Origin of the sequence: Dactylosporangium sucinum, from assembly GCF_014647515.1 — a bacterium.
Classification (GTDB): domain Bacteria; phylum Actinomycetota; class Actinomycetes; order Mycobacteriales; family Micromonosporaceae; genus Dactylosporangium; species Dactylosporangium sucinum.
In genome coordinates this window covers 1-22,297 of sequence record NZ_BMPI01000068.1, presented here as the reverse complement: position 1 = coordinate 22,297, position 22,297 = coordinate 1, and the positions used below count along the sequence as shown (strand labels likewise).

The following is a 22,297-nucleotide window of genomic DNA, read 5'->3' as shown; positions in this document are numbered from 1 at the left end:
CCAACACCCCAGGGAGACCTCATGTCACGAACACCCCTGGCCGCCCTCGTCGGCGCGGTCCTGCTCGGCACGTTCGCCGCCGTCGTTCCCAGCGCGCCGGCCGCCGCCGCGACGCTGACGATGCGCGGTGCCGACGTGTCGTCGCTGCGGCGCAGCCTCGACCTGGGCGCCCGCTACTACAACGCGGCCGGCGCCGCCGCCGACCCGCTCGACGTGCTCAAGTCCGCCGGCGTCAACTATGCCCGGCTGCGGATCTGGAACAGCCCGGCCAGCGGCTACAACAACCTGTCGAAGGTCCTGCTCGACGCGAAGGCGGTCAAGGCCAAGGGTCTCGCGCTGATGATCGACTTCCACTACTCCGACACGTGGGCCGACCCGGGCAAGCAGTACAAGCCGGCTGCCTGGGCCGGTCACCCCATCGGCACGCTGCAGAGCGACGTCTACAACTACACGTACCAGGTCTGCACCGCGCTCAAGGCGCAGGGAACCACCCCCGACAGCGTGCAGATCGGCAACGAGATCAACGTCGGCATGCTGTGGAACGAGGGCAAGGTCGTCAACAACGACTTCACCAACCTGAGCCTGCTGCTCAAGGCCGGGTACAACGCCACCAAGGCCTGCAACAGCGGCACGAAGGTCATCATCCACACCGCCAACGCCGACAGCGACGCCCACGCCCGCTGGTTCTACGACGGCATCACCGCCAAGGGCGTCACGTGGGACATCACCGGCCTGTCCTACTACTGCATGTGGCACGGCGACCTGGCCAACCTGTACTTCGTGATCAGCGACGTGAAGTCCCGCTACGGCAAACCCGTCGTCCTGGCCGAGACCGCCTACCCGTTCACCGCGGCGAACGCCGACGGGGAGGCCAACTCGGTCAACGGCTCCGCACCGTGCTCCGGCTACCCCGCGACGTGGGCCGGCCAGGCGACCAACTTCACGCACGTGCAGAACACGGCCCGTAACGCCGGCGCGGCCGGGGTCTTCTACTGGGAGCCCACCTGGTACGCGGTCCCGGGCAACGGCTGGGACCCGGCGAACATCAACGGCACCGGCAACCAGTGGGACAACATGGCCATCTTCGACTGGACCGGCCACGTCAACCCGAACGTGGTCTGGACGCCCTGACGGTCCGCTCAGCACCAGCGCAGCAAGTAGCGGTGCTGGGCGGCCCGGGCACGGCATGATCGAGCCATGGAGGTCCTCAGCAGCCGGATCCTGCTACGCCCGTCCGACCCGCGACGCAGCCGTCGTTTCTACCGGGACATCCTTGGACTCGCGGTCTACCGCGAGTTCGGGCCGCCCGAGGATCCGGGGCTGGTCTTCTTCCTCGGCCAGGGGCTGCTCGAGGTGTCCGGCACATCCCACGACGAGGCGGCAGGGCCGCTTCGGATCTGGCTGCAGGTCCGCGATGTCCGGGCCGAGCACGAACGTCTTGTGGCGGCGGGCGTGACGGTCACGCGCGAGCCCCGGCCGGAGCCGTGGGGGCTGGTCGAGATGTGGATCGAGGACCCGGACGGCGTGCGTATCGTGCTCGTCGAGGTCCCGGCCGACCACCCGCTGCGGCGTGACCGAAGGTGACTCACTGATCCACGTACGCATGCGGCCCGCGACGGCGCCGGTCGCCGGTCTGCTGCCACATCTCGACGAACAGCCGGTACGAGGCGTCCACCTCGTCGGGGTCCGCGCCGGCCACCAGCTCCAGCAGCAGGCCCCGGCTGACCGCCACGGCGAGCCGGAGTGCGGCCCGGTCGACGTCCAGGCTCAGGTCGCCGGCCGTGGCCTCGGCCTGGCGCAGCCACGGCTCCGTCAGGCCGTCGAAGAAGCGCTCGGTGCCCGGGGCGCCGTGCACGGCCACCCCGACGACCTCGTAGAACAGTCGCACGTGCGGCCGTAGCCGTGGGTCGGCGACCTGTGCCCACAACGTGAGCATCAGGTCGGCGCCCGTGACGCCACCGGGTCCGGTGCCGGCCGCCCGGACCTGTGCGGTGAGCGAGGCGAGCAGGTCGCGCTGCTGCTGTTCGATCTGGTTCACGACCGCCGCGAGGACGCCGTCACGCGACCCGAAGTGGTAGATCAGCATCCGGTGGCTGGTGCCCAGCCCGGCGGCGATCTCGCGCAGGCTCCTGCCGGTCAGCCCTTCCGTGGCGGCGTAGGCGAGCACCCGGTCCAGCATGGCCCGGTAGCTGCGGTTGTCTTCCATGTACCAGATGGTACATTGCGCTCATGCAATGGGAGAACACCATCACCATCGACGCGCCGGCCGGCGTCGTCTGGGCACTCACCGTCGACGTCGAGCGCTGGCCCGACGCGACGCCCACCATGACCTCCGTGGTCCGGCTCGACGACGGGCCGTTGCGGCTCGGCAGCCGGGCCAGGATCAAGCAGCCGGCGCAGTCGGCGGCGGTATGGACCGTCACCCGCCTGGTGGAGGGCCGGGAGTTCGCATGGCAGACCCGGCGCATGGGACTGACCATGACCGGATCCCACCTCGTCGAGCCCACCGGGGACGACAGGTGCCGCAACACCCTGGGCCTGGAGATCCACGGCCGTGGTGCGGGCCTGTTCGGGCTCCTGTTCGGCCGGGTACTGCGACGCGCCATCGTCACGGAGAACCTCGGATTCCGCTCGGCGGCGCAGGGAGCGCGGGACAGCCGGCCCTGACGGACGACGTGGTGCGCGTCACGGTTCGTCGTACACGACGGACCAGGGGTCGCGGGTGCCGAGGATGCGGCTCGGTGGCGGGGCCGGGCCGGCCGAAGGTCGTGGTGCCGGTCCACTGGGACAACTTCGAGACGGCGCTGCGCAACCCGCCACCGGTCGCGCCGGCCGACAAGCCCCGGCTCGAAACGATGCTCGCCGCGATCCGCTCGGCGTCGCCGCGCTCGACGGTGCTGCTGCCGGCCTACGACACGCCGTACACCTTCTGAACCCCTCGGGCCCGGCAGGCGTGGGCACGGCCGCCTCCCGGGGAGGCGGCAGTGCACCCGCTCCCACCTGTGAGCGTCCTCGGGATCCCGCGACCCGTGGCGCCGGCCCGTGGCCACGGCACTTCCGGGCGGTTACCGAACTGTGTCCTTGACCTTGGCGGACCCACGTGCGACTTTGTATCGCAACTTAATGAAGTGGGTGGACGAAGTGCCGTTAGCGAAGCATGGGGCCGGGCGAGATCTCTCCCGGTCGGCGGTGCTCGCGCTCCTCGGGAGCCGCGGGCCGATGTCCCGCGCGGACATCGCGCGTGAGCTCGGGCTCAGCCCCGCCGCTGTGTCACAGATCATGCGCCGGCTGCTCGAGCAGCGGATGGTCGAGGAGGTCGCGCAGGCGCCGTCCAGCGGTGGGCGGCCCGGGTCGCTCATCGGCCTCGTGGGCGAGGCCGGCCGGGCGCTCGGGGTCAAGGTCGCGGCCGACCACCTCGTGATCGTCAACGTCCGGCTCGACGGGCAGATGCTCAGCAGCACCACCCTGGCGTTCGACGCGATGGCCCCCGACGCACTCGCCAGGCTCGCCGCCGAGTTGGCGCCCCACACGCACCTCGACCCCGGGCTGCCCAAGCTCCTCGGCGTCGGCGTGGCGGTGCCGGGCGTCGTGCCGCGGCCCGACAAGGGCATCGTCGACGCCGACGTGCTGCAGTGGCGCCGGCTGCCGGTCGGCCGGCACCTGCGCGGTGCGCTCGGGCTGCCGGTCGTGGTGGAGAACGACGTCAACGCCCTCGCCGTCGCCGAGGTGCTCTACGGCCACGGCCGCGAGGCGGACGACTTCCTCGTGCTGACCATCGGCCGCGGCATCGGCCTGAGCATCGTCGCCGACCGCTCGGTGTACCGGGGCGGCAAGGGCGGCGCCGGCGAGTTCGGGCACGTGCCGATGGACGACCAGGGGCCGCCGTGCCAGTGCGGCCGGCACGGCTGCCTGGAGGCGTCGCTCGGCGAGCCGGCGCTGGAGCGCATCGCCCGCGCTGGTGGCGTGATCGGCCCGCGCCAGGGGTTCGCCGCGCTCGTCGCGGCCGCCGATCGCGGTGACGGGCACGCCGTCGAGATCTTCGCCGACGCCGGGCGGCTGCTCGGCCGGGCGGTCGCCGGCGCCGCGAACATGCTCGACCCGGTGCGGATCGTCCTCGCCGGCGAGGGGGTCGCGCACTGGATCCACTGGGACGCGACGTTCCGCGCCGAGTTCGCCCGCCGCCAGGTCCGCGGCGGCGACGGGATCGACGTGGTGGTGCACAACTGGGACGACAGCAGCTGGGCGCAGGGCGCGGCGGCGCTGGTGCTCGCCGCGCCGTTCGACCTCGACGGGTTCGGCGGCGAACAGGCGAACCTCGTCGTCGCCCGGCTGCACGGCTCCGACGGCGCCGACGGGACGGTGGAGTGATGGTCGGCCCGCGGGGGGTGCGCAAGGCCGCCGTCGTCGCGCTGTTCCTGCTGCCGAGCGCCGTCCCGCTGCTGCTGTTCACGATCGCGCCGATGCTCGGCGCGGCGTGGATCAGCCTGCACGACTGGAACCTGCAGTCGCCGATGCGGTGGACCGGCCTGGACAACTACGCCCGGCTGCTCGGCGACGCCGCCACCCGCGACGCGCTGCTGCACACGCTGTACTTCCTGGGCCTGTACCTGCCCCTGGCCTACGTGCTGGGCCTGGCGCTCGCCGTCGGGCTCAACCGCCGGTTCCCCGGGCGCAACCTGGTGCGCTCGATGTACTTCCTGCCGGTCGTCACCAGCTGGGTCGTCGTCGCGCTGACCTGGAAGTGGCTGCTGAACCCGGCCAACGGCCTGGTCAACCACGCCCTGGAGGCCGTCGGTATCCCCGGGCCGGGCTGGTGGGCGTCGGCGGGCTGGGCGATCCCGTCCGCGGTCGTCGCGTCGGTGTGGAAGGACGCCGGGTTCGTCATGGTCATCCTGCTGGCCGGCCTGCAGAGCATCCCGGAGGAGTACCTCGAGGCCGCCCGCCTCGACGGCGCGTCGGCGTGGCAGACCTTCTGGCGCGTCACGTTCCCGCTGCTGACCCCGTCGAGCTACTTCGTGGTGGTGATCTCGCTGATCAGCGGATTCCAGGTCTTCGACCAGATCTACGTCATGACCGGCGGCGGGCCGGCCGGCGCCTCCCGGCCGCTGGTCCAGCAGATCTACGACCTGACGTTCCGCTACGGCGACGCCGGCGGCGCGTCGGCCCTGAGCCTGCTGCTGTTCGCGCTGATCCTGGTGGTCACCGTCGTCCAGCAGCGCCTGCAGCGCCGGTGGGTGACCTATGTCTAGGCGCCTGCTCGCCGCGGTGCTCGCCGTCGGCGCACTGCTCATGATCTTCCCGTTCGTCTGGACCTTCGTCACCTCGATCACCGCCGGCGGGGACGTGCTCACCACGCCCCGCCTCATCCCCGAGGAGGCCGGCCTCGACGGGTACCGCAAACTCTTCGAGGTTCTGCCCTTCTGGCGGATCACGGTGAACAGCCTCGTGCTGGCCGTGGTCTCCACTGCGCTGCTGCTCATCACCAGCTCCACGGCGGCCTATGCCTTCGCGCGGCTCGACTTCCCCGGCAAGAACGTCGTCTTCGTCGCGTACCTCGCGACGCTGATGATCCCCATGCAGGTGCTCGTCGTGCCGCTGTTCATCGAGGTCCGCGCGTTCGACCTGGTTGACACGTACGCCTCGCTCATCGTCCCGACGATCGCCTCCGCGTTCGGCGTGTTCCTGCTGCGCCAGTCCGTCGCCGTGCTGCCCAGGGAGCTCGACGAGGCGGCGTTCGTCGACGGGGCCGGGCACATCCGCATCTTCCTGCGGATCACGCTGCCGCTGATCCGCCCCGCCCTGGTGACCTACGGCCTGTTCGCGTTCATGTCCAGCTGGAACGCGTTCCTGTGGCCGCTCGTCGTCATCCGCTCCCGCGAGTTCATGACCCTGCCGCTGGGCCTGGCCAGCCTCAGCGGCGAATACACCGTCCAGTGGAACGCCATCATGGCCGGCTCGGTGGTGAGCATCGTTCCCATCCTCGCCCTCTACGCCGTGGCGCAGCAGCACATCGTGCAGAGCGTCGCCCAGGCCGGTCTCAAGTAACCAGACACCCGCACACCCCCGATTGTGAGGACCCGCATGTCCGCTCGACCCCGGCTCCGGTTACACCGGGCCGCCGCCCTGATCGCCGTCGCCGCGCTCGCCCTCGCCGGATGCTCGAAGGGCTCCGCCACGAAGGACACCTCCGAGGGCGGCGTCACCACGGTCCGCTACCTGACGTTCTCCGCGGCGCCGGACCACCTCGACGACCTCAACGGCATCGTCGCCGCGTTCGAGAAGGCCAACCCCGACGTCAAGGTCTCCGTGCAGACCGCGCCGTACAAGGACTACTTCACCCAGCTGCAGACCTCGATCGCCGGCGGCACCGCGCCCGACGCCTTCGAGCTGGACTACCAGAACTTCGTCACCTACGCCCAGGCCGGCTCCCTCGCCGACCTCGCCGGCCCGGCCGCCAACGACAAGACGTGGCAGCCGTCGGTGCTCTCGCCGGCCGCGCTCGACGCGTTCAAGCACGGCGGCAAGCAGTACGGGCTCCCCGAGTCCTTCTCGACCGTCGTGCTCATCTACAACAAGGCGCTGTTCGACGCCGCCGGCGTGGCCTACCCGACGGCCGACTGGAAGTGGTCGGACGAGACGGCCGCCGCGCAGAAGCTCACCGACAAGGCCAAGGGCGTCTACGGCGACTACCAGCCGGTCAGCTTCTACGAGTTCTACAAGTCCGTGAACCAGGCCGGCGGCACGTTCCTCAGCGCCGACGGCAAGTCGGCCACGTTCAACAGCCCGCAGGGCGTCGCGGCGGCGAAATGGCTCATCGGCAAGCCCGGCGCGACGATGCCGACGCTGACCGAGATCGGCAACACCCCGGACTTCGACACCAATCTGTTCAAGGCCGGCAAGCTCGCGATGTGGCACAACGGGAACTGGCAGTTCGACACGCTCAAGAGCGTGCCGTTCGGCTGGGACGTGGTGGTCGAGCCCGGCGACGCGCAGAAGGCCAGCGCCGTGTTCCAGAACGGCGTCGCGGTGTCGGCGAAGAGCAGCCACCAGGACGCCGCGTTCCGCTGGCTGAACTTCCTCACCACGTCCGAGCAGACCGTCACCGCGCGGATCAACTCGTCGTGGGAGCTGCCGCCGCTCGCCGACGCCTCGAAGCTGTCCGGCTACCTCGACAAGACGCCGCCGTCGAACCGTAAGGCGGTCATGGACGCGCTGGGCAAGCAGTCGCTGCTGCCGGTCATCGCCAAGGAACAGCAGATGCAGGACATCGTCAACGACGCGCTGACCAAGGCGGCCGGCGGCGCGGACCTGCAGAAGACCCTCGACGACGCGGCCAAGCAGGTCACGGCCCTGCTCTGACGACCCTCCTCTAGCAGCGTAAGGGACAGCACATGCGCGACCTGGTCGAGCACAGCATCAAGGTGATCAACCGCGAGCAGGCGCCGAGCGGCGCCTACCCCGCCTGTTCGAACTTCCCCGTGTACGGCTACGCGTGGCTGCGCGACGGCGCGTTCGTCGCCGACGGTCTGCGGGCGCACGGCATCGTCGACGGGCCGCGGGCCTTCCACGAGTGGATGGCCCGGGTCATCGGCGAGCGCGCGGGGCGGATCGAGGCGGTCGTCGCGGCGCTCGCCGCCGGTGAGGAGGTCGACCAGGCGCGTTTCCTGCCCACCCGCTACACCCTCGACGGCGAGGACGGGTCGGAGTCCTGGTGGGACTTCCAGCTCGACGGCTACGGCACCTGGCTGTGGGCGCTGGAGCGGCACCTCGCCGGAACCTCCGACCGCGCGTTCGCGGCGGCGGTCGCCCTCACGGTGCGCTACCTCTGCGCCGCGTGGCGGCTGCCCTGCTACGACTGGTGGGAGGAGCACGCCGAACGGGTGCACGTCGCCACGCTCGCGTCGGTCGAGGCCGGGCTGCGCGCGGCCACGCGCACCGGGCTGCTCGGCGACGGCGACGCCGGCGCGGCGCTGTCCGCCGCCGGCGAGATCGCCGCGGTCATCGCCGGGGAGGGCAGCGTCGACGGGCGGCTGCGCAAGTGGCTCGGCTCCGACGCCGTCGACGGCAGCCTCCTCGCCGCCGTCGCGCCGTTGCGGGTCGTGGACGACGCCACGGCGGCGCGCACGGTCGCCGCCGTGGAGCGCGACCTGCTCGACGACGGCGGCGTGCACCGGTTCCGGGCCGACGTGTTCTACGGCGGCGGGCGGTGGCCGGTCCTGGCCGGGCTGCTCGGGCAGGCGTACCTCCGGCTCGGCCGGCCCGGCGACGCCGGCCGCCAGCTCGCCTGGATCGCCGGCACCGCCGCGGCCAACGGCGACCTGCCGGAGCAGGTCAGCGACCGGCTGCTGCACCCGGAGCACCGCCGGGAGTGGCTCGACCGGTGGGGTCCGGTCGCGACCCCGCTGCTGTGGTCGCACGGCGCGTTCCTGTCCCTCGCCGCCGAACTGGAGGTCACCCTGTGATCCGGCACCGGCCTTTCGGCTCCGGCCACGTCTACCAGCCGTCCATCGACCAGCGCCTGCCGGTGCGGCCCCTCGCGGGCGAGCCGGTGAACCTGGGCGTCGCCGCGGCCGAGTCCGTCACCTCGGTGCGCTGCGAGTGGGACCTCGGCGGGTTCGACCTGCACCGCGAGGGCGCGCCGACGGGGCCGACGGCCGGGGCCGAGGGGCACCTCGCCACGGCCGCCGCCGGGCGGCGGGGCCGCAGCGTCCGCTGGGCCGCCGACAGCCCGCCGCTGCCCGCCGGCCGGGCGGTCCGGTACCGGTTCGTCGCCACCGACGGCGCCCGCACCCGCCGCACCCGGTGGTTCGAGGTGGGCGGTGCCGCCTGGTCGCCGGCCGGGGGCACGCTCACTACCCACGGAACGAGCCGCCTCGTGCCGGACAGCACCTCGTGGCTCGTCGGCCCCGAAGGGGTCCACAAGGTGCGGTTCGCGCTGCGGCTGACCGGCGGCGAGCACCTGGTCGGGTTCGGGGAGCGCTTCGACCGGCTCGACCAGCGCGGGCACGCGCTCGACGCGACGGTCTTCGAGCAGTACAAGGGCCAGGGCGCCGCCGGGCGCACCTACCTGCCGATGCCGTTCGCGCACGTCCTCGGCGGTTCCGGGTGGGCGTTCCACGTCGACACCGCCGAGCGGACCTGGTTCGACGCCGGCGCGGACCTGTGGGTCGAGGCCGACGTGGTGGGCGGGCGCCTGGACGTCCGCTTCTACGACGGCACCCCCGGCGAGATCCTGCACCGGTGGCTCGGCGAGGTCGGCCGGCCGCAGCCGCTGCCCGACTGGGTGTTCCGGCTGTGGGCCAGCGGCAACGAGTGGAACACCCAGGAGCGGGTGAGCACCGAGCTGGCGCTGCACCGCAAGCACGACATCCCGGTCGGGGTCGTGGTCGTCGAGGCGTGGAGCGACGAGTCGACGTTCGTGGCGTTCCGCGACGCGCGGTACGAGGTCCACGACGACGGCCGCCCGCACCGCCTGGCCGACTTCACCTTCCCGCCGGACGGCGCCTGGCCGGACCCGAAGGGCATGGTCGACGACCTGCACGCCGACGGCGTCAAGGTCGTGCTGTGGCAGATTCCGCTGCACAAGATGCGCCCCAACCCGACCGGCCAGGCCGCCGCCGACGCCGCCACCATGGTGGCCCGCGGCTACGGGGTGCGCGAGGACGACGGCCGGCCGTACCGCAACCGTGGCTGGTGGTTCCCGACCGCGCTCATGCCGGACCTCACCGGCGCCGAGGCGCGCGACTGGTGGCTGGCGAAGCGACGGTACCTCGTGGAGGACGTCGGCATTGACGGGTTCAAGACCGACGGCGGCGAACACGCGTGGGGCCACGACCTGCGCTACGCCGACGGCTCGGTCGGCGCCACCGGCAACAACCGCTTCCCGGTGCACTACGCCGCGGCGTACGGTGACCTGCTGCGCTCCTGCGGCAAGGCGCCGGTCACGTTCAGCCGGGCGGGCTTCACCGGCTCGCAGGCGCACGGCGTGTTCTGGGCCGGCGACGAGGACTCCACGTGGGAGGCGATGCGGTCCTCGCTGCGGGCCGGCCTCACCGCGGCGGCGTGCGGGATCGTCTACTGGGGCTGGGACCTGGCCGGGTTCTCCGGGCCGGTCCCCTCCGCCGAGCTGTACCTGCGGGCCACGGCGATGTCGGCGTTCCTGCCGATCATGCAGTACCACTCGGAGTACAACCACCACCGCAGCCCGTCGCGCGACCGCACCCCGTGGAACATCGCCGCGCAGACCGGCGACCCCGCGGTGCTGCCGGTGTTCCGCCGGTACGCCCACCTGCGCGAGCGGCTGGTGCCGTACCTCGCCTCCTCGGCGGCCCGGGCGGTCGAGACCGGCTGGCCCATGCTGCGGTCGGTGTGCCTGATCGCGCCGGACGACCCCGGCGCCTGGCAGCACCCGTACGACTACCTGCTCGGCGACGACCTGCTGGTCGCGCCGGTGGTCGCGGAGGGTGCCACGGCCCGATCGGCCTACCTGCCGCACGGTCGCTGGCTGGACCTGCGCACGCACGAGGAACTGGACGGCGGCCGCGTGGTGGAGGTCCCGGCCCCGGTCGGCGAGATCCCGGTCTGGTGCCGCCTGGAGTCGGCGGATCGCCACCGCGACCTGTTCACCGCCGGCTGACCTCCGGGGGAAAGTCGCACCGGGCGTCAACCGGCCCGGGTGGGGGCGTCATGTTCATCCTGACGGCCGCGGGCTTGACCGCGTCGTCGTCCGGGTGTCAGCCCTCACCCGGCCGGACCAGGCCGGTCTCGTAGGCGACGACGACGATCTGCGCCCGGTCGCGCAGGCCCAGTTTGGTCATGATGCGGCTGACGTGGGTCTTGGCGGTCAGCGGGCTCATGAACAACCGCTCGGCGATCTCCTGGTTGCTCAGCCCAGCCGCCACCGCCGCCGTCACCTCCCGTTCCCGCTCGGTCAGCACCGCCAGCGCAGACGCGTCCAGGGCGGCCGAGCCGTCCGGGCAGGCGAAGTGCGCGATCACCCGTTTCGTCACGCCAGGCGTGAGCAGCGCCTCTCCGGCGGCCGCGACACGGATCGCCCGGCGCAGGTCCGCGGGCGGCGCCGTCTTGGCGAGGAAGCCGCTGGCCCCGGCCCGCAGCGCCGCGAAGATGTACTCGTCGAGCTCGAACGTGGTGAGGATGATGACCCGCACCCGCTCGGCGCCCGGCGCGGCGAGGATGCGGCGGGTGGCGTCCAGACCGTCGATCCCCGGCATCCGGATGTCCATGAGCACCAGGTCGGGCCGGACGCTGCGGGCCAGGTCGACCGCCGCCAGCCCGTCACCGGCCTCGGCGACGACCTCGATGTCGGCGGTCCGATCGAGCAGGCTGCGGAAGCCGGCCCGCACCAGCTGCTGGTCGTCGGCGAGCAGGACGCGAATCATGTGCTGCTCGTTCCGTTCGGGATCCAGGCCTGCACGCGGAAGCCGCGCTGCGCCGCGGCTGCGGTGAAGCGCCCGTCCAGCCCGGCCACCCGCTCGCGCAGCCCGATGAGTCCGTGGCCGGGCTCCCCGCCCGGCACCGGACCGCGGCCGTCGTCGGCGACGCACACGGTGACGCCGTCCGGGGCGTACCGCAGCGCGATCCGTACGTGTGTGGCCGCGGCGTGCTTGACCACATTGGTCAGCGCCTCCTGCACCACCCGGTAGACGGTGAGGCCGACCGCGGCCGGGACGTGCGTCGCGTCCCCGCCGGCGACCAGCTCCACCTCCAGCCCGCCGGTGCGGACGCCGGCGACGAGCCGGTCGAGCTGCGCCAGGCCCGGCAGCGGCGCCCAGCCGGTCGGCACGTCGCCGGCGCGCAGCACCCGTACCGCCGCGGTCAGCTCGCGCAGGGCCTGATCGTTGACCTGCCGCGCGATGTCCAGCGCCGCGTGCGCCTCGGCCGGTGCGGAGATCAACGCGTCGGCGGCGACGTTGACCTGCACCGCAGCGACGGTGAGCGTGTGCGCCGTGACGTCGTGCAGCTCGCGGGCGATCCGTAGCCGCTCGTCGACGAGCGCCCGCTGCGCCTCGCGCTCCTTGTCCTCACCCATCCGGCGCAGCCGCTCGCGAGTTTCGGCGGCCCAGCCACGCCGACTGCGCACGGCGTCACCGAGCGCGACCGCCAGACCGGCGACGGTCGCGTCGGTGACGATCATCGTGGTCACCTGCAGCGGCGGGTGGTGCACGGCGAACAGCAGCCAGGTCGCGTCCACGGTGAGCATGCCTGCCACGACCGCGAGGGCGACCGCCAACCGTCCGGCCGCGGCGGCGGTGTACAGCGCCACGATCAGCGGCCAGAGAAAGCCGATGCCGGGGAAGCCATAGGCGTTGTAGACCAGCACCGCGGTGGCCAGGCCGACCAGCACGGCCACCGGCCGGCGTCGGCGTACCACCAGCGCCGCCCCGACGACGGCGGCCAGGACGTAGCCCGCGACGTCGGGCGCGCGGGACTGCGGCTCGTCGGCCCGCACGGCCAGCGCCGCCACCATCGTGGCCACCCCGAGCGCCAGCCCGACGTCGATCACCGCGACCCTGACCCGGCTCGTCACGTCCGCTCCGACGCGACCAGGAACTGCCCCATCATCCCGGCGTCCTCGTGGGCCAGGAAATGGCAGTGGTACATGTACGGGTGGTGGGGGTCGGAGTACCCGGCGAACCGCACCGCCAGCCGGACCGTCGTGCGGGGCGGCACGAACACGGTGTCCTTCGGTCCGCGCAGGTGCGCCGGCGGCCGGGCGCCGGCCACGTCGAGGACCGCGAAGTCGACGCCGTGGATGTGGAAGTTGTGCGGCACGCCGTTGCTCGGGAACCCTCCGGCATTGGTGACCGCCCAGACCTCGACCGCGCCGGGGCGGACGATCTGATCGATGCGGACATGGTCCATGGTAACGCCGTTGATCGTGAAATCGCCCAAAACGAACGTGCGCGCCGTGGCGTTCGGGCCGGGCCGGGCGGCGTCCTCCGCGGCCAGCGTGTCCGGCAGCGGCGGTGCCGGCTCCAGCCGCGCCGCGGCGCGTACCTGCAGCAGGTCGAAGGTGTCGTCGCCGCCGGCGAAGCGCTCGTACACCGGATTGGCGTGCAGTGCCGGCGGATGGCTGCGCAGCACCACCCGTTCGCCGGCGGTGAACCCGACCACGACCTCGGCCCGCTCACCGGGTGAGAGCATGATCCGGGTCGCCGGCACCGGCGCCGGCAGCAGGCCGGCGTCGGTCGCCACCACCGACATCGGCCGGTTGTCGGCGAAGCCCACGTCGTACACGCGGGCGTTGGAGGCGTTGAGCAGCCGGAACCGGGTCAGCGTGCGGGTCACCTCGACGAACGGGTCGTACGTGCCGTTGACCAGGATCGTATCGCCGAGCAGGCCGGTGATGCTCAGCCCGCCGAAGGTCAGGCCATTGGTGTCGAACGCCGCGTCGTCGTGGAACTTCTTGTCCTGCAGGACCACCGGCACGTCGTCGACGCCGTACTCGCTGGGCAGCCGGTCGTCATCCACGACGAGGAACAGCCCGGCCAGCCCCCGGTAGACGTGTTCGGCCGTGCTGCCGTGCAGGTGCGGGTGGTACCACAGGGTGCCGGGCGGCTGGTCGATCGTCCAGGTCGGCGACCAGGTGGCGCCCGGAGCGATCGGCTGGTGCGGTCCGCCGTCCATGATTGCGGGCAGCCGCATGCCGTGCCAGTGCGTCGAGGTCGCGACCGGAAGCCTGTTCTCCACGTCGATCACGACGGTGTCGCCGCGGCGGGCCCGGAGCGTCGGGCCGAGATAGGCACCGTTGTAGCCCCACGCGGGTGTACGCCGGCCGGGCAGCAGGTCGGCGAGGCCCGGCCCAGCGGTGAGCCGGAACCGCAGCCGCCGGCCGTCGACCCGCGGAGGCAGCAGCGGCGGGATGCGCAGCCGGTTCCGGAAGCTCAGCTCGCCGACGTTGCCCCGCCCGGCGCTTACATACAGCCAGCCACCGACGCCAACGGCCGGTGCCAGCACGGCCGCGGCGACCGTACCGGCGCGACGGAGCAGGGTGCGCCGCCTCACCGCCGGGTCCGGCGCAGGTCACCGATCAGCAGCGCCAGCCCGACGGCGGCGGCCCACATGCCGACGATGCCTTCGGGGAAGAGGCGCAGCTGCGGGTCGCGGGTCAGCTCCGGGATCAGCACCTGCGGTGGGACGAAGAAGAAGCCCAGCGCGAAGGCCGCCCCGGCGAACATGAGCGCCGCACCGAACCACCCTTTGACGGTCATCGTCGTACCCCTTCTCCGTGCCTGGCGACAGGTTCAGCGGTGACCGTATGGACGCCGGCCGGCCGGGGCGTACTCCGCGGGTCGCCGATCCGGGTACACCGCCGGGAGTACCGCCCGGCGCGGACGGCCCGCGGTTCGTGTGTGACGCTCCGCGGGCCGGTCCCGCGGTGCTATTCCTCGCCGACCGTCCCCGACGTGGACGCTGACCGGTAGGTCAGCACGATGACCCCGGACGTGAAGGTGGTCGTCTCGACGTGCTCGACCGGGCCGGCGCTCTCGGGCCGGAACAGGGGCTGGCCGTCACCCTTGAGGACCGGGTAGACCCAGATGCGGTACTCGTCGAGCAGGCCATGCGCGACGAGGTCGTCGGTGAGCCGGCCGCAGCCCCAGATCAGGATGTCTTTGCCGGGCCGGGACTTCAGCTCGGTCACCGTGGCGACCAGTTCGTCGGCCGGGATGATGGTGGAGTTGTTCCAGTCGGCCGGCTTGTCGAGGGTGGACGACACCGCGTACTTGGTGATGCTGTTGACGTGGTCGGCGTAGGGGTTGCCGCCCATGTTGGGCCACGCCTCGGCCATGCCTTGGTAGGTGACGCGGCCCAGCAGGAGGGCGTCGCATCCGAGGGTGAGCTCCAGCGCGTATTTCATGGCGTCCGGGCTGTTGTACTGCATCGACCACAGGTGTGGATTGTCGATGAATCCGTCCAGTGTGGTGTACGTGGATGCGATGACCTTGCGCACGTGTGGCTCCCTTTCGATCGGCTCGGTGTGGTTAGATTTCCAACTCGGCGATCCGGCCGGTAGTGCAGCGCACAGCGGTTCCACGTGAGGAATGCACATGATCCGAGTGATGATCGCGGAAGATGTCCGCCTGCTTCGCGAGACGTTGACGGCGGTCCTCGAGCTGGAAGACGATGTGGCTGTGGTCGCCGCCGTCGAGCGAGGCGACGACACCGTCGCCGCCGTCACGCGGTCGAAGCCGGACGTCGCGCTGCTCGACATCGATCTGCCCGGCATGGACGGCCTGACCGTGGCCGAGCATCTTCGCGATCAGGTGCCCGAGTGCCGGACGGTGATCCTCACCGGCCTCACTCGCCCCGGTCACCTGCGCCGAGCGCTCGCGGTCGGTGTGGCCGGGTTCATGCTCAAGCACTCGCCGCCGCAGGCCCTCATCGACGGCATCCGGAAGGTCGCCGCCGGGGAACGTGTGATCGACCCGCAAATCGCCCTGGCGGCGTTGGAGACCCCGGACAACCCGCTGCCCGCCAGGGAGGTCGACGTGCTGCGGCTGGCTGCCACCGGAGCGGGGCCTGACGAAATCGCCGCGACGCTATTCCTGAGTGTCGGAACGGTGCGCAACTACCTCTCGTCGGCCATGACGCGGCTCGACGCGCGCAACCGGGTCGACGCCATCCGGATCGCCACCGAGCAGGGCTGGCTGTAACGGCACGGTGGCGACGAGCCGGAAACCGTCGTCGACGGGCGCTGCGCTGAGCTGTCCGCCCAGCTTCCGGAGCCGGCGGGTGAGGTTGTCGATGCCCATGCCCGGCAGGTCGCTGCCGGAGGCGGTGACACCGTCGTTGGTGAGGCACAGCCGCACCGCCGGTCCGGTGACCTCCACGGTCAGCTCACACCGTTGCGCGCGGCTGTGCCGCAGCAGGTTGGTGACCCCCTCCCGCAGTACGGTCGCGAGCAGCATGTCGGCCTCCGCCTCCAGGGCCACCGGCGCGACGGTGCCGCTGACCGTCACCCCGGCTGCGGTGAGCACCGTCCGCACGGCGTCCGCCTCGGCTGCGACGGACATCGCCCGGTAGCCCACGGCGACCGACTCCAGGTCAGTCAGCGCCTCCCGAGCCACCTCGACGCCCGCGGCCAGTTCCCGCCGCGCCCGCATCGTGTCCCGGTCGAGCAGCCGCATTGCCAGCTCACTCTTGAGCACGAGCACCGACAGGCTGTAGCCGAACAGATCGTGCAGGTCCTGAGCGAACCGCAGCCGGTCACGCACCACCGCGGCGCGCGCCAGCTCCACCCGGGCGGCGACCAGCCGCACCGCCAGCTGTGCCATGCGGGAGAGCGCGTACACCAGCAAGGCGCGCTCTCCCACCCACACCGCTTCGTAGACCTGGCCGAGCACGGTCGGCGCGCCCAGGTGCGCGCCCCAGCCATACAGCACGGTGTCCAGGCACACCAGCGGCACCGTGGCCGCCCAGCGCCACGCGCCTCGCAGCAGCACCAGTGTGGCGCCGGGCAGGAAGTAGGCCACGTGCCACAGCGAGAACTCGAACACCCACAGCGGCACGACCGACAGCGCGGCGAGCGCGACCAGGGTCGCGGGCCACCAGCGGTGCCGAGCGCCGTCGGGGCCGGGCACGCACGCCCGCAGATAGCAGCCGACGAACGCGGACAGTGCCAGGACGAACCACGCCAGCTCCGCACCGTGCAGGTCGACCCGCACCGCCCGCCGGACCTCGACCGGGACGATCATGAGCACGACGGTCGCGACACCCAACGCCGTCACCGTGAAGGTGGTGAGGTCGCCGGCTGCGCGGCGGGGCGCCGCGGCCGTGGTGTCGGCGCGGTAGCCGTGCGCGACGGAACGAGCCTCGTTCAGTGCCGTTCTGGCGTCGGCGAGCCCCTCGTCGAGAGCCCCCCGCGCGGTCGCCGGATCGGGCAGTGACAGCATCGCCTCGCCGCCCTGCACCAGCCGGCGCAGGCTGGCGCCGACCCGCTCGTTGAGCTGCTGGCCGAACATGAGCCGCTGCCGGGCGACCTCGGCCGCGGCCAGCGCCGACCGGGTGTCACGCAGGTCGACGACCAGGTCGGCAAGGCGGGCCACCGCATACAACGCGATGCCGACGAACCCCGCGTGACCCACTGCCAGATACAGCGCCTCGCCGACCGTGGGCCGCACCGGAACGGCGGCGACGAACTGCATCACCACGACGAGCCCGAAGCCGGCCCAGGCGAGCAGCGGCCGGCGGACCAGCAGCAACACCGCCGCGGCCAGGAAGCCGGAGTTGCCATACCAGGTGTCGGCGAACCACACCATGCCGGCACCGGTCAGGGCCACCTGGATGGTCAGCGTCCAGCGCCAGCCGGCCGGCCGGCTACCGTCCGCCGGTCTGATGCAGTTGCGCAGGTGCAGGACGAGCAGCGCGACGAGCAGCACCACCGCGACCAAGCGCGACCGGAACGGCTGGGCACCGTCGAGGATCCCGACGAACCCGCCGAACCCGAACCCGAGGCTGAGCGCGACCGCGGCCAGCCGGGCCAGTCGCAGCGCCGTGTCCGATGTCCGCGGCCGCACGGTACCCCCCTCACGCTGATGGTCCGGCGAGGGTATCCACATCGCGTACCGCACCGCGCGGACGTGCCGGCTACGGGCGTTGTCGCGGTCCGACTCGCCGTCGCCGCCCTTCGTTGTTTCGCTGTGCCTACGCGGATGTGGTCAGGGCAGCGGGCGGCACGGCGAGGCCCGTGGCGAAGATGTTGCCCGGGTCGTAGGCCGTCTTGATTCGGCGCAGCGCCGCCCAGTGCGGCGCCGTGAACGCCGACGCGGTCCGGGACGGGTCGGGGAGGAAGTTGAGGAAGGCGGTGCCGAGGCCGCATCGGCGCAGCGCCGCCGCGGCGCGGGTCGACGGGACCGTGTCGAGGACGACCGACAGGGGCGCGTCGCGGTGGGCGGCTGCGCCCGTACCCCGGGCGATCTGTCCGCCCCAGTGGCGCAGCTCCACGGTGGCGTCCGGCTCGGCCACCAGCGCGGCGAGGAGGTCATCGTCGAGCGTGCGGACCTGGTCGAACGTGTGGGGGAAGGTGCCGCCCATCGCCGCGTGGGCGTACTCGACGACCCGCATGCCGTCCGCGACCACCGGGCCGGCGGCGCGCCACAGCGGTTCCAGCAGCGCGTGGCCCTGCTCGGGGCGGCCGGCGTACACGGCCTGGATCACGAGCGAGCCGTCGCGGGTGAGCACCACCGCGGTGCTGAGGGCGTCCGGCACCCGCTCGATCCACTCCCGGTAGCAGGCGATCGCCGCTGCTGCCCGTTCGCGGCCGAACGTGACCGCGCCCGCATACACGCGCTCGACCGGGTACAGGCGGAACTCCAGCCCGGTGACGACACCGAAGGAGCCGCCGCCACCACACAGCGCCCAGAACAGGTCCGGGTTGTGGCCGGCGTCGGCCGACTCCAGCGTGCCGTCGGCGGTGACCACCTGCGCCCGCAGCACGCTGTCGGCCGCGAGGCCGTATCGACGGGCCAGCCAGCCCAGGCCGCCGCCCAGGGTGTATCCGATGACGCCTACGTCGGGCGATGAGCCGGACAGCGGCGCGAGCCCGAACGGCGCGGCGGCCCGTAGCACGTCTCCCCACCGGGCGCCGGGGCCGACGCGGGCGACCCGGCGGTCCGGGTCGACCAGGACCCGTGTCATGGCGCTGGTGTCGAGCAGCAGCGCGCCGTCGTGGGCCACGTGGGTGCCGTGGCCGGTGGCCTGTACGGCGAACGGCAGCGCGTGGTGGCGGGCGCCCAGCAGCGCCTCGCGGACGTCCGCCGGGTCGGCGGCCCGGACCACGACGGCGGGGTGCGGGTCGAGCGCCGGGTTGAGCGGCCGGCGGTGATCGTCGTAGCCGTTGTCGCCGGGCAGGAAGATGGAGCCGGCGATGCGGCGCAGGGTCTGCCGAATGGTCATACCGGATGGACCGACGGGCCGTGCCGAACTCATCGGTGGCTCGACGAGTTCTTCCGCGGCTTCTTCCGCGGCTTCTTCCGCGGCGCGCGCCGGGGCCGGCCGTCCAGGCCGAGCCCCGGCCCGAGTCCCGTGGGCACGACCTGTGACGGGTCGCGACCTACTCGCCTACGTCCGGCTCGCCTACGTCCGGCTCGCCTACGTCCGGCTCGCCTACGTCCGGCTCGCCTACGTCCGGGAGCCGGAGACGCCCGTGTCGGGGTGGCGGGGGGTGCCGTGGAGCTGGGCGCGGAGGTCGGCGGCCTCGGTGGTGCGGCCGAGGTGGTCGAGGATGGTGGCCTTGAGGTCGGAGAGGTCCCACAGGTCGGCGGCCCGGGCGGGCTCGTCGCGGACGAGTTCGACGAGGACGGCCGTGGCCTCCTCGGCCGCGGGGAGGGCGAGGGCCCACTCGCCGAGGCGGACCCGTTCGGCGGCGAGGCCGCGCAGGGTCGTCGCCAGGTCGGGCAGGTGCCGGGCCGGGTCGTCGGCGGCCAGCTCGCGGCGCAGCGCGGCGAGTTCGTCGATGGCCTCGACGGCCTCGGCGCGGCGGCCGACCTGTATCAGGCAGGCGACCCGGTTGTTCAGGGCGCGGGCGGCGTCGCTGCGGTAGCCGCGGTCGGCGGCCGCGAGGTCGCGCAGGATCGTGGCCGCCTCGGTGCTGGCGTCGGCGGCCTCGACCCAGCCGGAACACTCGGCCAGCTGGCCGGCGTGGTCGAGCAGCGCGTACGCGAGCGGGCCGAGGTACGCCGGGTCGTGCTCGACCAGGAGCCGGCGCAGCCGGACGGCCTCGCCGAGCGGGGCCAGGGCCCGGGCCTCCTCGCCGACGGCGGCGAGCCGGTTGCCGGCGCTGAGGTAGGCGGCGGCCAGGGCCGCCACGTCGTCGAGGGTGCCGGACTGCGCCTGCTGCTGCCACAGGGGCAGCGTCTCCAGGGCCACGGCCAGCGCGTCCTCGTCGCGGCCTGCCTGCGCGAGCCGGATGCCGAGGTTGTGCAGGGACGTCGCCAGCGGTACCGGATCGGTGGCGGCCAGCTCGCGGGAGGCCGCCACCGCCTCCTCGGCGGCTGCCACCCCGTCGTCCGGCCGGCCCAGGCCGGACAGCACCTCGCCGCGGTAGTTGAGCAGGTCGACGAGCTCCGGCAGGTCCACCGGCGGGTTGGCCCGCAGGATCGTGACGGCCTCGTCGATATCGGTCAGCGCCTCGGCCCACCGGCCGGCGGCGATCAGGTCCCACGCGCGCGAGCGCAGCCGGACGGCCCGGCCGCGTTCGCTTGTCAGGTCATGCATCCGGCCATGATCGGTACCGCTGTCAACGGGGCCCGCCCCGCCGGCCGCCGGGCCGGGCGTCCCCACCTGCGGCTGCGTCCGCATGGCCGATCGCCGCCTGTCGGATACCCGCCACGCCCGGGTGTTTGCGGCGGAGGCCTGTGGTTGGCGGGGGCGATGCTTGACGCGTTCCGATATAGGCATATGATCGCGGCCATGGCACGAGCAGCGACGACGTCGGACGCGTTCAACGCGATCGCCGAGCCGCAGCGCCGGGACATCCTGGCGCTGCTGCGGGCGGGTGAACGGCCGGTGACCGACCTGGCCCGGGAGCTGGGGATGAGCCAGCCGCGGGCGTCCAAACACCTACGGGTGCTCCGGGAGGTCGGGCTGGTGCGGGACCGCAAGGCGGGCAAGCAGCGCCTCTACGGCCTGGACGCCCGCGGGCTGCGGCCGGTCCACGAGTGGGTCGGCGGATTCGAGCGGTTCTGGAACGGGAGTTTCGACCGGCTGGACGCATACGTGCAGGAGCTGAAGCAGGCAAGGCAGGAGGAGTAGCTGATGAGCACGACGGGACGAGGAGCGCCGGCGCGGTCCGCGACGGCCGACCGCGAGGTCCTCATCTCCCGGGGCATCGACGCCCCGCGGGAGCTGGTGTTCGAGGCGTTCACCGAGGTCCGGCACCTATCGCGGTGGTGGGGACCGGAGGGGTTCACCACCACCACGCGGGCGTTCGAGTTCCGCGTCGGCGGGGAGTGGGACTTCGTGATGCACGGACCGGACGGGACGGACTACCAGGAGTGGATCACCTGGATCGAGATCACCCCGCCGGAGCGGATCGCGCTGCTGCACGGTGAGTCCCGCGACGACCCGAACGCCTTCGAGTCGGTCCTCACGTTCGCACCCGACGGGGCGGCGACCCGGATCGAGATGCGCACGGTGTTCCCCACCAAGGAACTGCGCGACGAGGCGGTCGAGAAGTACCACGCGATCGAGGGCGGCCAGCAGACCCTGAGCAACCTGGCTGCCTACGTCACCGAGATCGTTCGGAAGGGAGCGGAGGGCTGATGGCCGGGAAGGTGTTCTTCAGCGTGTCGATGTCGCTGGACGGGTTTATCGCGCCCGAGTCCCCCGAGGAGCTGATGGGGCAGCAGTGGATGGAGCTGCAGCGGTGGATCTTCCCGCTGCGGTTCTTCCGGGAGAACCTGAAGTTCGGCGAGGGCGGCGAGGAGGGGCGCGACAACGACATCGCGCGGGAGACGTTCGAGCGCACCGGCGCGAGCGTGATGGGCAAGCGCATGTTCGACGCCGGCGAGCCGGCGTGGCCGGAGGAGGCACCGTTCCACACGCCGGTCTTCGTCGTGACGCACGAGCGGCGTGACCCCTGGGAGCGGCCGGGCGGGACCACCTTCCACTTCGTCAACGACGGCATCGAGACCGCGCTCGACCGGGCCCGCAAGGCCGCCGGCGACCGGGATGTCCGCATCGCGGGCGGCGGCGCGATCATCCTGGAGTACGTGAACGCCGGCCTGATCGACGAGTTCTCGATCGCGCTGTCGCCCGTGCTGTTCGGCTCCGGAGTCCGCCTGTTCGAGGGCGTGGACGCGGGCCGCGTGGCCCTGGAGCAAGTCCGCGCGGAGTCCTCCCCGAGGGTGACGCACCTGACCTACGCCGTCCGGGAGCGGTAACTGTCTCGACCTCAGCGCGTCCCCGCCGAGGTCAGCAGCGCGGTCGCCGACTGCTGCCAGTAGGCGCCCGCAGGGGCGCGGCGGACGGCTTGCCGGAAGCCTCAATCGACTCAGCGGCCTCGATTTGGATGCTGACGATCGAGCGGGTAGGTTCAACACCCGGCAGGGACACGGACGAGACCCCGCGGGTCGTGAAAGCGAGCCGCAGCGGACGTCCTGCCGATTCCTACGACATCCTTCCGATTTATCGGAAGCGTTGTTGTGTGTCTGTGAAACGGGACAAAGTGCGGCAAGCCGGACTTGACTCCGCAAAGCGGACGGGTTAGGATTGAACGGTACGAAAACGCCCCGGGTGGGTGGCGCCGGAAACGGTGCGGCTCGGCGGTGTGTGTTGG

The 22,297-nt window shown here is 72.3% G+C and carries 23 protein-coding genes; 14 read left to right on the top strand and 9 right to left on the bottom strand.

Going from position 1 to position 22,297, the window contains the following annotated elements; genetic code table 11:
• The first annotated feature begins 21 nt into the window (after positions 1–21).
• Together IEZ31_RS44560 and IEZ31_RS44555 are read left to right on the top strand one after the other, a co-directional pair.
• The gene (locus IEZ31_RS44560) at positions 22–1,131 is read left to right on the top strand and encodes a glycoside hydrolase family 53 protein (RefSeq protein ID WP_190256203.1); all 1,110 of its coding nucleotides are present in this window, start codon (positions 22–24) and stop codon (positions 1,129–1,131) included.
• A 66-nt stretch (positions 1,132–1,197) separates the two neighbouring features.
• Positions 1,198–1,584, top strand: coding sequence for a VOC family protein (locus IEZ31_RS44555; protein ID WP_190256202.1), 387 nt, complete (start codon positions 1,198–1,200; stop codon positions 1,582–1,584).
• Position 1,585: 1 nt separating this feature from the next.
• On the opposite strand, the gene IEZ31_RS44550 is transcribed toward IEZ31_RS44555, so the two are convergent.
• Positions 1,586–2,206, bottom strand: coding sequence for a TetR/AcrR family transcriptional regulator (locus tag IEZ31_RS44550; RefSeq protein WP_190256201.1), 621 nt, complete (start codon positions 2,204–2,206; stop codon positions 1,586–1,588).
• A 23-nt stretch (positions 2,207–2,229) separates the two neighbouring features.
• Between IEZ31_RS44550 and IEZ31_RS44545 the strand changes: the two genes are divergently transcribed.
• The 8 genes from IEZ31_RS44545 to IEZ31_RS44510 all read left to right on the top strand — a co-directional run bounded on the left by IEZ31_RS44545 (position 2,230) and on the right by IEZ31_RS44510 (position 10,636).
• Positions 2,230–2,667 (top strand): SRPBCC family protein, encoded by a 438-nt coding sequence (locus tag IEZ31_RS44545; protein ID WP_190256200.1) that lies wholly within the window; start codon positions 2,230–2,232, stop codon positions 2,665–2,667.
• Positions 2,668–2,741: 74 nt separating this feature from the next.
• Positions 2,742–2,933, top strand: a complete 192-nt coding sequence (locus IEZ31_RS44540; RefSeq protein WP_190256199.1) for a hypothetical protein — start codon at positions 2,742–2,744, stop codon at positions 2,931–2,933.
• Positions 2,934–3,123: 190 nt separating this feature from the next.
• Positions 3,124–4,368 carry an ROK family transcriptional regulator gene (locus IEZ31_RS44535; RefSeq protein WP_190256198.1) on the top strand — a complete coding sequence of 415 codons (1,245 nt, stop codon included), beginning with the start codon at positions 3,124–3,126 and terminating at the stop codon, positions 4,366–4,368.
• Complete coding sequence (locus IEZ31_RS44530) at positions 4,368–5,249, top strand: carbohydrate ABC transporter permease (protein WP_190256197.1); 882 nt, start codon at positions 4,368–4,370, stop codon at positions 5,247–5,249. Before IEZ31_RS44535 ends, IEZ31_RS44530 begins: the two co-directional genes overlap by 1 nt.
• A complete protein-coding gene (locus IEZ31_RS44525; protein ID WP_190256196.1) occupies positions 5,242–6,045 on the top strand; it encodes a carbohydrate ABC transporter permease in 804 nt (267 codons plus the stop codon). Before IEZ31_RS44530 ends, IEZ31_RS44525 begins: the two co-directional genes overlap by 8 nt.
• Positions 6,046–6,081: 36 nt before the next feature.
• Positions 6,082–7,359: an ABC transporter substrate-binding protein gene (locus IEZ31_RS44520; RefSeq protein WP_190256195.1), complete on the top strand. Its 1,278-nt coding sequence runs from the start codon at positions 6,082–6,084 to the stop codon at positions 7,357–7,359.
• A gap of 32 nt (positions 7,360–7,391) precedes the next feature.
• Positions 7,392–8,462: a glycoside hydrolase family 15 protein gene (locus IEZ31_RS44515; protein WP_190256194.1), complete on the top strand. Its 1,071-nt coding sequence runs from the start codon at positions 7,392–7,394 to the stop codon at positions 8,460–8,462.
• Entirely contained in the window at positions 8,459–10,636 is a 2,178-nt protein-coding gene (locus IEZ31_RS44510) for a glycoside hydrolase family 31 protein (protein ID WP_190256193.1), read from the top strand. The genes IEZ31_RS44515 and IEZ31_RS44510 overlap by 4 nt, the downstream gene beginning before the upstream one ends.
• Before the next feature lie 97 nt (positions 10,637–10,733).
• On the opposite strand, the gene IEZ31_RS44505 is transcribed toward IEZ31_RS44510, so the two are convergent.
• From IEZ31_RS44505 to IEZ31_RS44485, 5 genes are all read right to left on the bottom strand, one after another.
• Positions 10,734–11,399: a response regulator transcription factor gene (locus IEZ31_RS44505; protein WP_190256192.1), complete on the bottom strand. Its 666-nt coding sequence runs from the start codon at positions 11,397–11,399 to the stop codon at positions 10,734–10,736.
• On the bottom strand, positions 11,396–12,547 hold the full coding sequence (locus tag IEZ31_RS44500; protein ID WP_190256191.1) for a sensor histidine kinase: 1,152 nt from the start codon (positions 12,545–12,547) through the stop codon (positions 11,396–11,398). The genes IEZ31_RS44505 and IEZ31_RS44500 overlap by 4 nt, the downstream gene beginning before the upstream one ends.
• A complete protein-coding gene (locus tag IEZ31_RS44495) occupies positions 12,544–14,025 on the bottom strand; it encodes a multicopper oxidase family protein (protein ID WP_229836796.1) in 1,482 nt (493 codons plus the stop codon). The genes IEZ31_RS44500 and IEZ31_RS44495 overlap by 4 nt, the downstream gene beginning before the upstream one ends.
• A complete protein-coding gene (locus tag IEZ31_RS44490) occupies positions 14,022–14,231 on the bottom strand; it encodes a hypothetical protein (protein WP_190256190.1) in 210 nt (69 codons plus the stop codon). The genes IEZ31_RS44495 and IEZ31_RS44490 overlap by 4 nt, the downstream gene beginning before the upstream one ends.
• Before the next feature lie 170 nt (positions 14,232–14,401).
• Positions 14,402–14,971: a dihydrofolate reductase family protein gene (locus IEZ31_RS44485; protein ID WP_190256189.1), complete on the bottom strand. Its 570-nt coding sequence runs from the start codon at positions 14,969–14,971 to the stop codon at positions 14,402–14,404.
• A gap of 109 nt (positions 14,972–15,080) precedes the next feature.
• On the opposite strand from IEZ31_RS44485, the gene IEZ31_RS44480 reads away from it, so the two are divergent.
• On the top strand, positions 15,081–15,674 hold the full coding sequence (locus tag IEZ31_RS44480) for a response regulator transcription factor (RefSeq protein WP_229836794.1): 594 nt from the start codon (positions 15,081–15,083) through the stop codon (positions 15,672–15,674).
• Here IEZ31_RS44480 and IEZ31_RS44475 read toward each other — a convergent pair.
• From IEZ31_RS44475 to IEZ31_RS44465, 3 genes are all read right to left on the bottom strand, one after another.
• Positions 15,561–17,537, bottom strand: coding sequence for a histidine kinase (locus IEZ31_RS44475; protein WP_190256187.1), 1,977 nt, complete (start codon positions 17,535–17,537; stop codon positions 15,561–15,563). The genes IEZ31_RS44480 and IEZ31_RS44475 overlap by 114 nt on opposite strands.
• A gap of 127 nt (positions 17,538–17,664) precedes the next feature.
• The gene (locus tag IEZ31_RS44470; protein WP_190256186.1) at positions 17,665–18,915 is read right to left on the bottom strand and encodes an FAD-binding oxidoreductase; all 1,251 of its coding nucleotides are present in this window, start codon (positions 18,913–18,915) and stop codon (positions 17,665–17,667) included.
• A 225-nt stretch (positions 18,916–19,140) separates the two neighbouring features.
• Positions 19,141–20,235 carry a tetratricopeptide repeat protein gene (locus IEZ31_RS44465; RefSeq protein WP_190256185.1) on the bottom strand — a complete coding sequence of 365 codons (1,095 nt, stop codon included), beginning with the start codon at positions 20,233–20,235 and terminating at the stop codon, positions 19,141–19,143.
• Between the two features lie 195 nt (positions 20,236–20,430).
• Here IEZ31_RS44465 and IEZ31_RS44460 point away from each other — a divergent pair, with 195 nt between their 5' ends.
• Genes IEZ31_RS44460 through IEZ31_RS44450 form a run of 3 tightly spaced genes read left to right on the top strand, consistent with a single transcriptional unit; the run spans position 20,431 to position 21,902 of the window.
• Positions 20,431–20,772: an ArsR/SmtB family transcription factor gene (locus IEZ31_RS44460; protein ID WP_190256184.1), complete on the top strand. Its 342-nt coding sequence runs from the start codon at positions 20,431–20,433 to the stop codon at positions 20,770–20,772.
• A gap of 3 nt (positions 20,773–20,775) precedes the next feature.
• Entirely contained in the window at positions 20,776–21,282 is a 507-nt protein-coding gene (locus tag IEZ31_RS44455) for an SRPBCC family protein (RefSeq protein WP_190256183.1), read from the top strand.
• Positions 21,282–21,902, top strand: a complete 621-nt coding sequence (locus IEZ31_RS44450; protein WP_190256182.1) for a dihydrofolate reductase family protein — start codon at positions 21,282–21,284, stop codon at positions 21,900–21,902. The genes IEZ31_RS44455 and IEZ31_RS44450 overlap by 1 nt, the downstream gene beginning before the upstream one ends.
• Positions 21,903–22,297: the final 395 nt, after the last annotated feature.

What these genes read in the sequence shown, in the direction of transcription:
- IEZ31_RS44560 (WP_190256203.1), top strand. Translation starts at nt 22, where the DNA reads ATGTCACGAACACCCCTGGCCGCCCTCGTCGGCGCGGTCCTGCTCGGC.
- IEZ31_RS44555 (WP_190256202.1), top strand. Translation starts at nt 1,198, where the DNA reads ATGGAGGTCCTCAGCAGCCGGATCCTGCTACGCCCGTCCGACCCGCGA.
- IEZ31_RS44550 (WP_190256201.1), bottom strand. Translation starts at nt 2,206, where the DNA reads ATGGAAGACAACCGCAGCTACCGGGCCATGCTGGACCGGGTGCTCGCC.
- IEZ31_RS44545 (WP_190256200.1), top strand. Translation starts at nt 2,230, where the DNA reads ATGCAATGGGAGAACACCATCACCATCGACGCGCCGGCCGGCGTCGTC.
- IEZ31_RS44535 (WP_190256198.1), top strand. Translation starts at nt 3,124, where the DNA reads ATGAAGTGGGTGGACGAAGTGCCGTTAGCGAAGCATGGGGCCGGGCGA.
- IEZ31_RS44530 (WP_190256197.1), top strand. Translation starts at nt 4,368, where the DNA reads ATGGTCGGCCCGCGGGGGGTGCGCAAGGCCGCCGTCGTCGCGCTGTTC.
- IEZ31_RS44525 (WP_190256196.1), top strand. Translation starts at nt 5,242, where the DNA reads ATGTCTAGGCGCCTGCTCGCCGCGGTGCTCGCCGTCGGCGCACTGCTC.
- IEZ31_RS44520 (WP_190256195.1), top strand. Translation starts at nt 6,082, where the DNA reads ATGTCCGCTCGACCCCGGCTCCGGTTACACCGGGCCGCCGCCCTGATC.
- IEZ31_RS44515 (WP_190256194.1), top strand. Translation starts at nt 7,392, where the DNA reads ATGCGCGACCTGGTCGAGCACAGCATCAAGGTGATCAACCGCGAGCAG.
- IEZ31_RS44505 (WP_190256192.1), bottom strand. Translation starts at nt 11,399, where the DNA reads ATGATTCGCGTCCTGCTCGCCGACGACCAGCAGCTGGTGCGGGCCGGC.
- IEZ31_RS44490 (WP_190256190.1), bottom strand. Translation starts at nt 14,231, where the DNA reads ATGACCGTCAAAGGGTGGTTCGGTGCGGCGCTCATGTTCGCCGGGGCG.
- IEZ31_RS44480 (WP_229836794.1), top strand. Translation starts at nt 15,081, where the DNA reads ATGATCGCGGAAGATGTCCGCCTGCTTCGCGAGACGTTGACGGCGGTC.
- IEZ31_RS44470 (WP_190256186.1), bottom strand. Translation starts at nt 18,915, where the DNA reads ATGACCATTCGGCAGACCCTGCGCCGCATCGCCGGCTCCATCTTCCTG.
- IEZ31_RS44465 (WP_190256185.1), bottom strand. Translation starts at nt 20,235, where the DNA reads ATGCATGACCTGACAAGCGAACGCGGCCGGGCCGTCCGGCTGCGCTCG.
- IEZ31_RS44460 (WP_190256184.1), top strand. Translation starts at nt 20,431, where the DNA reads ATGGCACGAGCAGCGACGACGTCGGACGCGTTCAACGCGATCGCCGAG.
- IEZ31_RS44455 (WP_190256183.1), top strand. Translation starts at nt 20,776, where the DNA reads ATGAGCACGACGGGACGAGGAGCGCCGGCGCGGTCCGCGACGGCCGAC.
- IEZ31_RS44450 (WP_190256182.1), top strand. Translation starts at nt 21,282, where the DNA reads ATGGCCGGGAAGGTGTTCTTCAGCGTGTCGATGTCGCTGGACGGGTTT.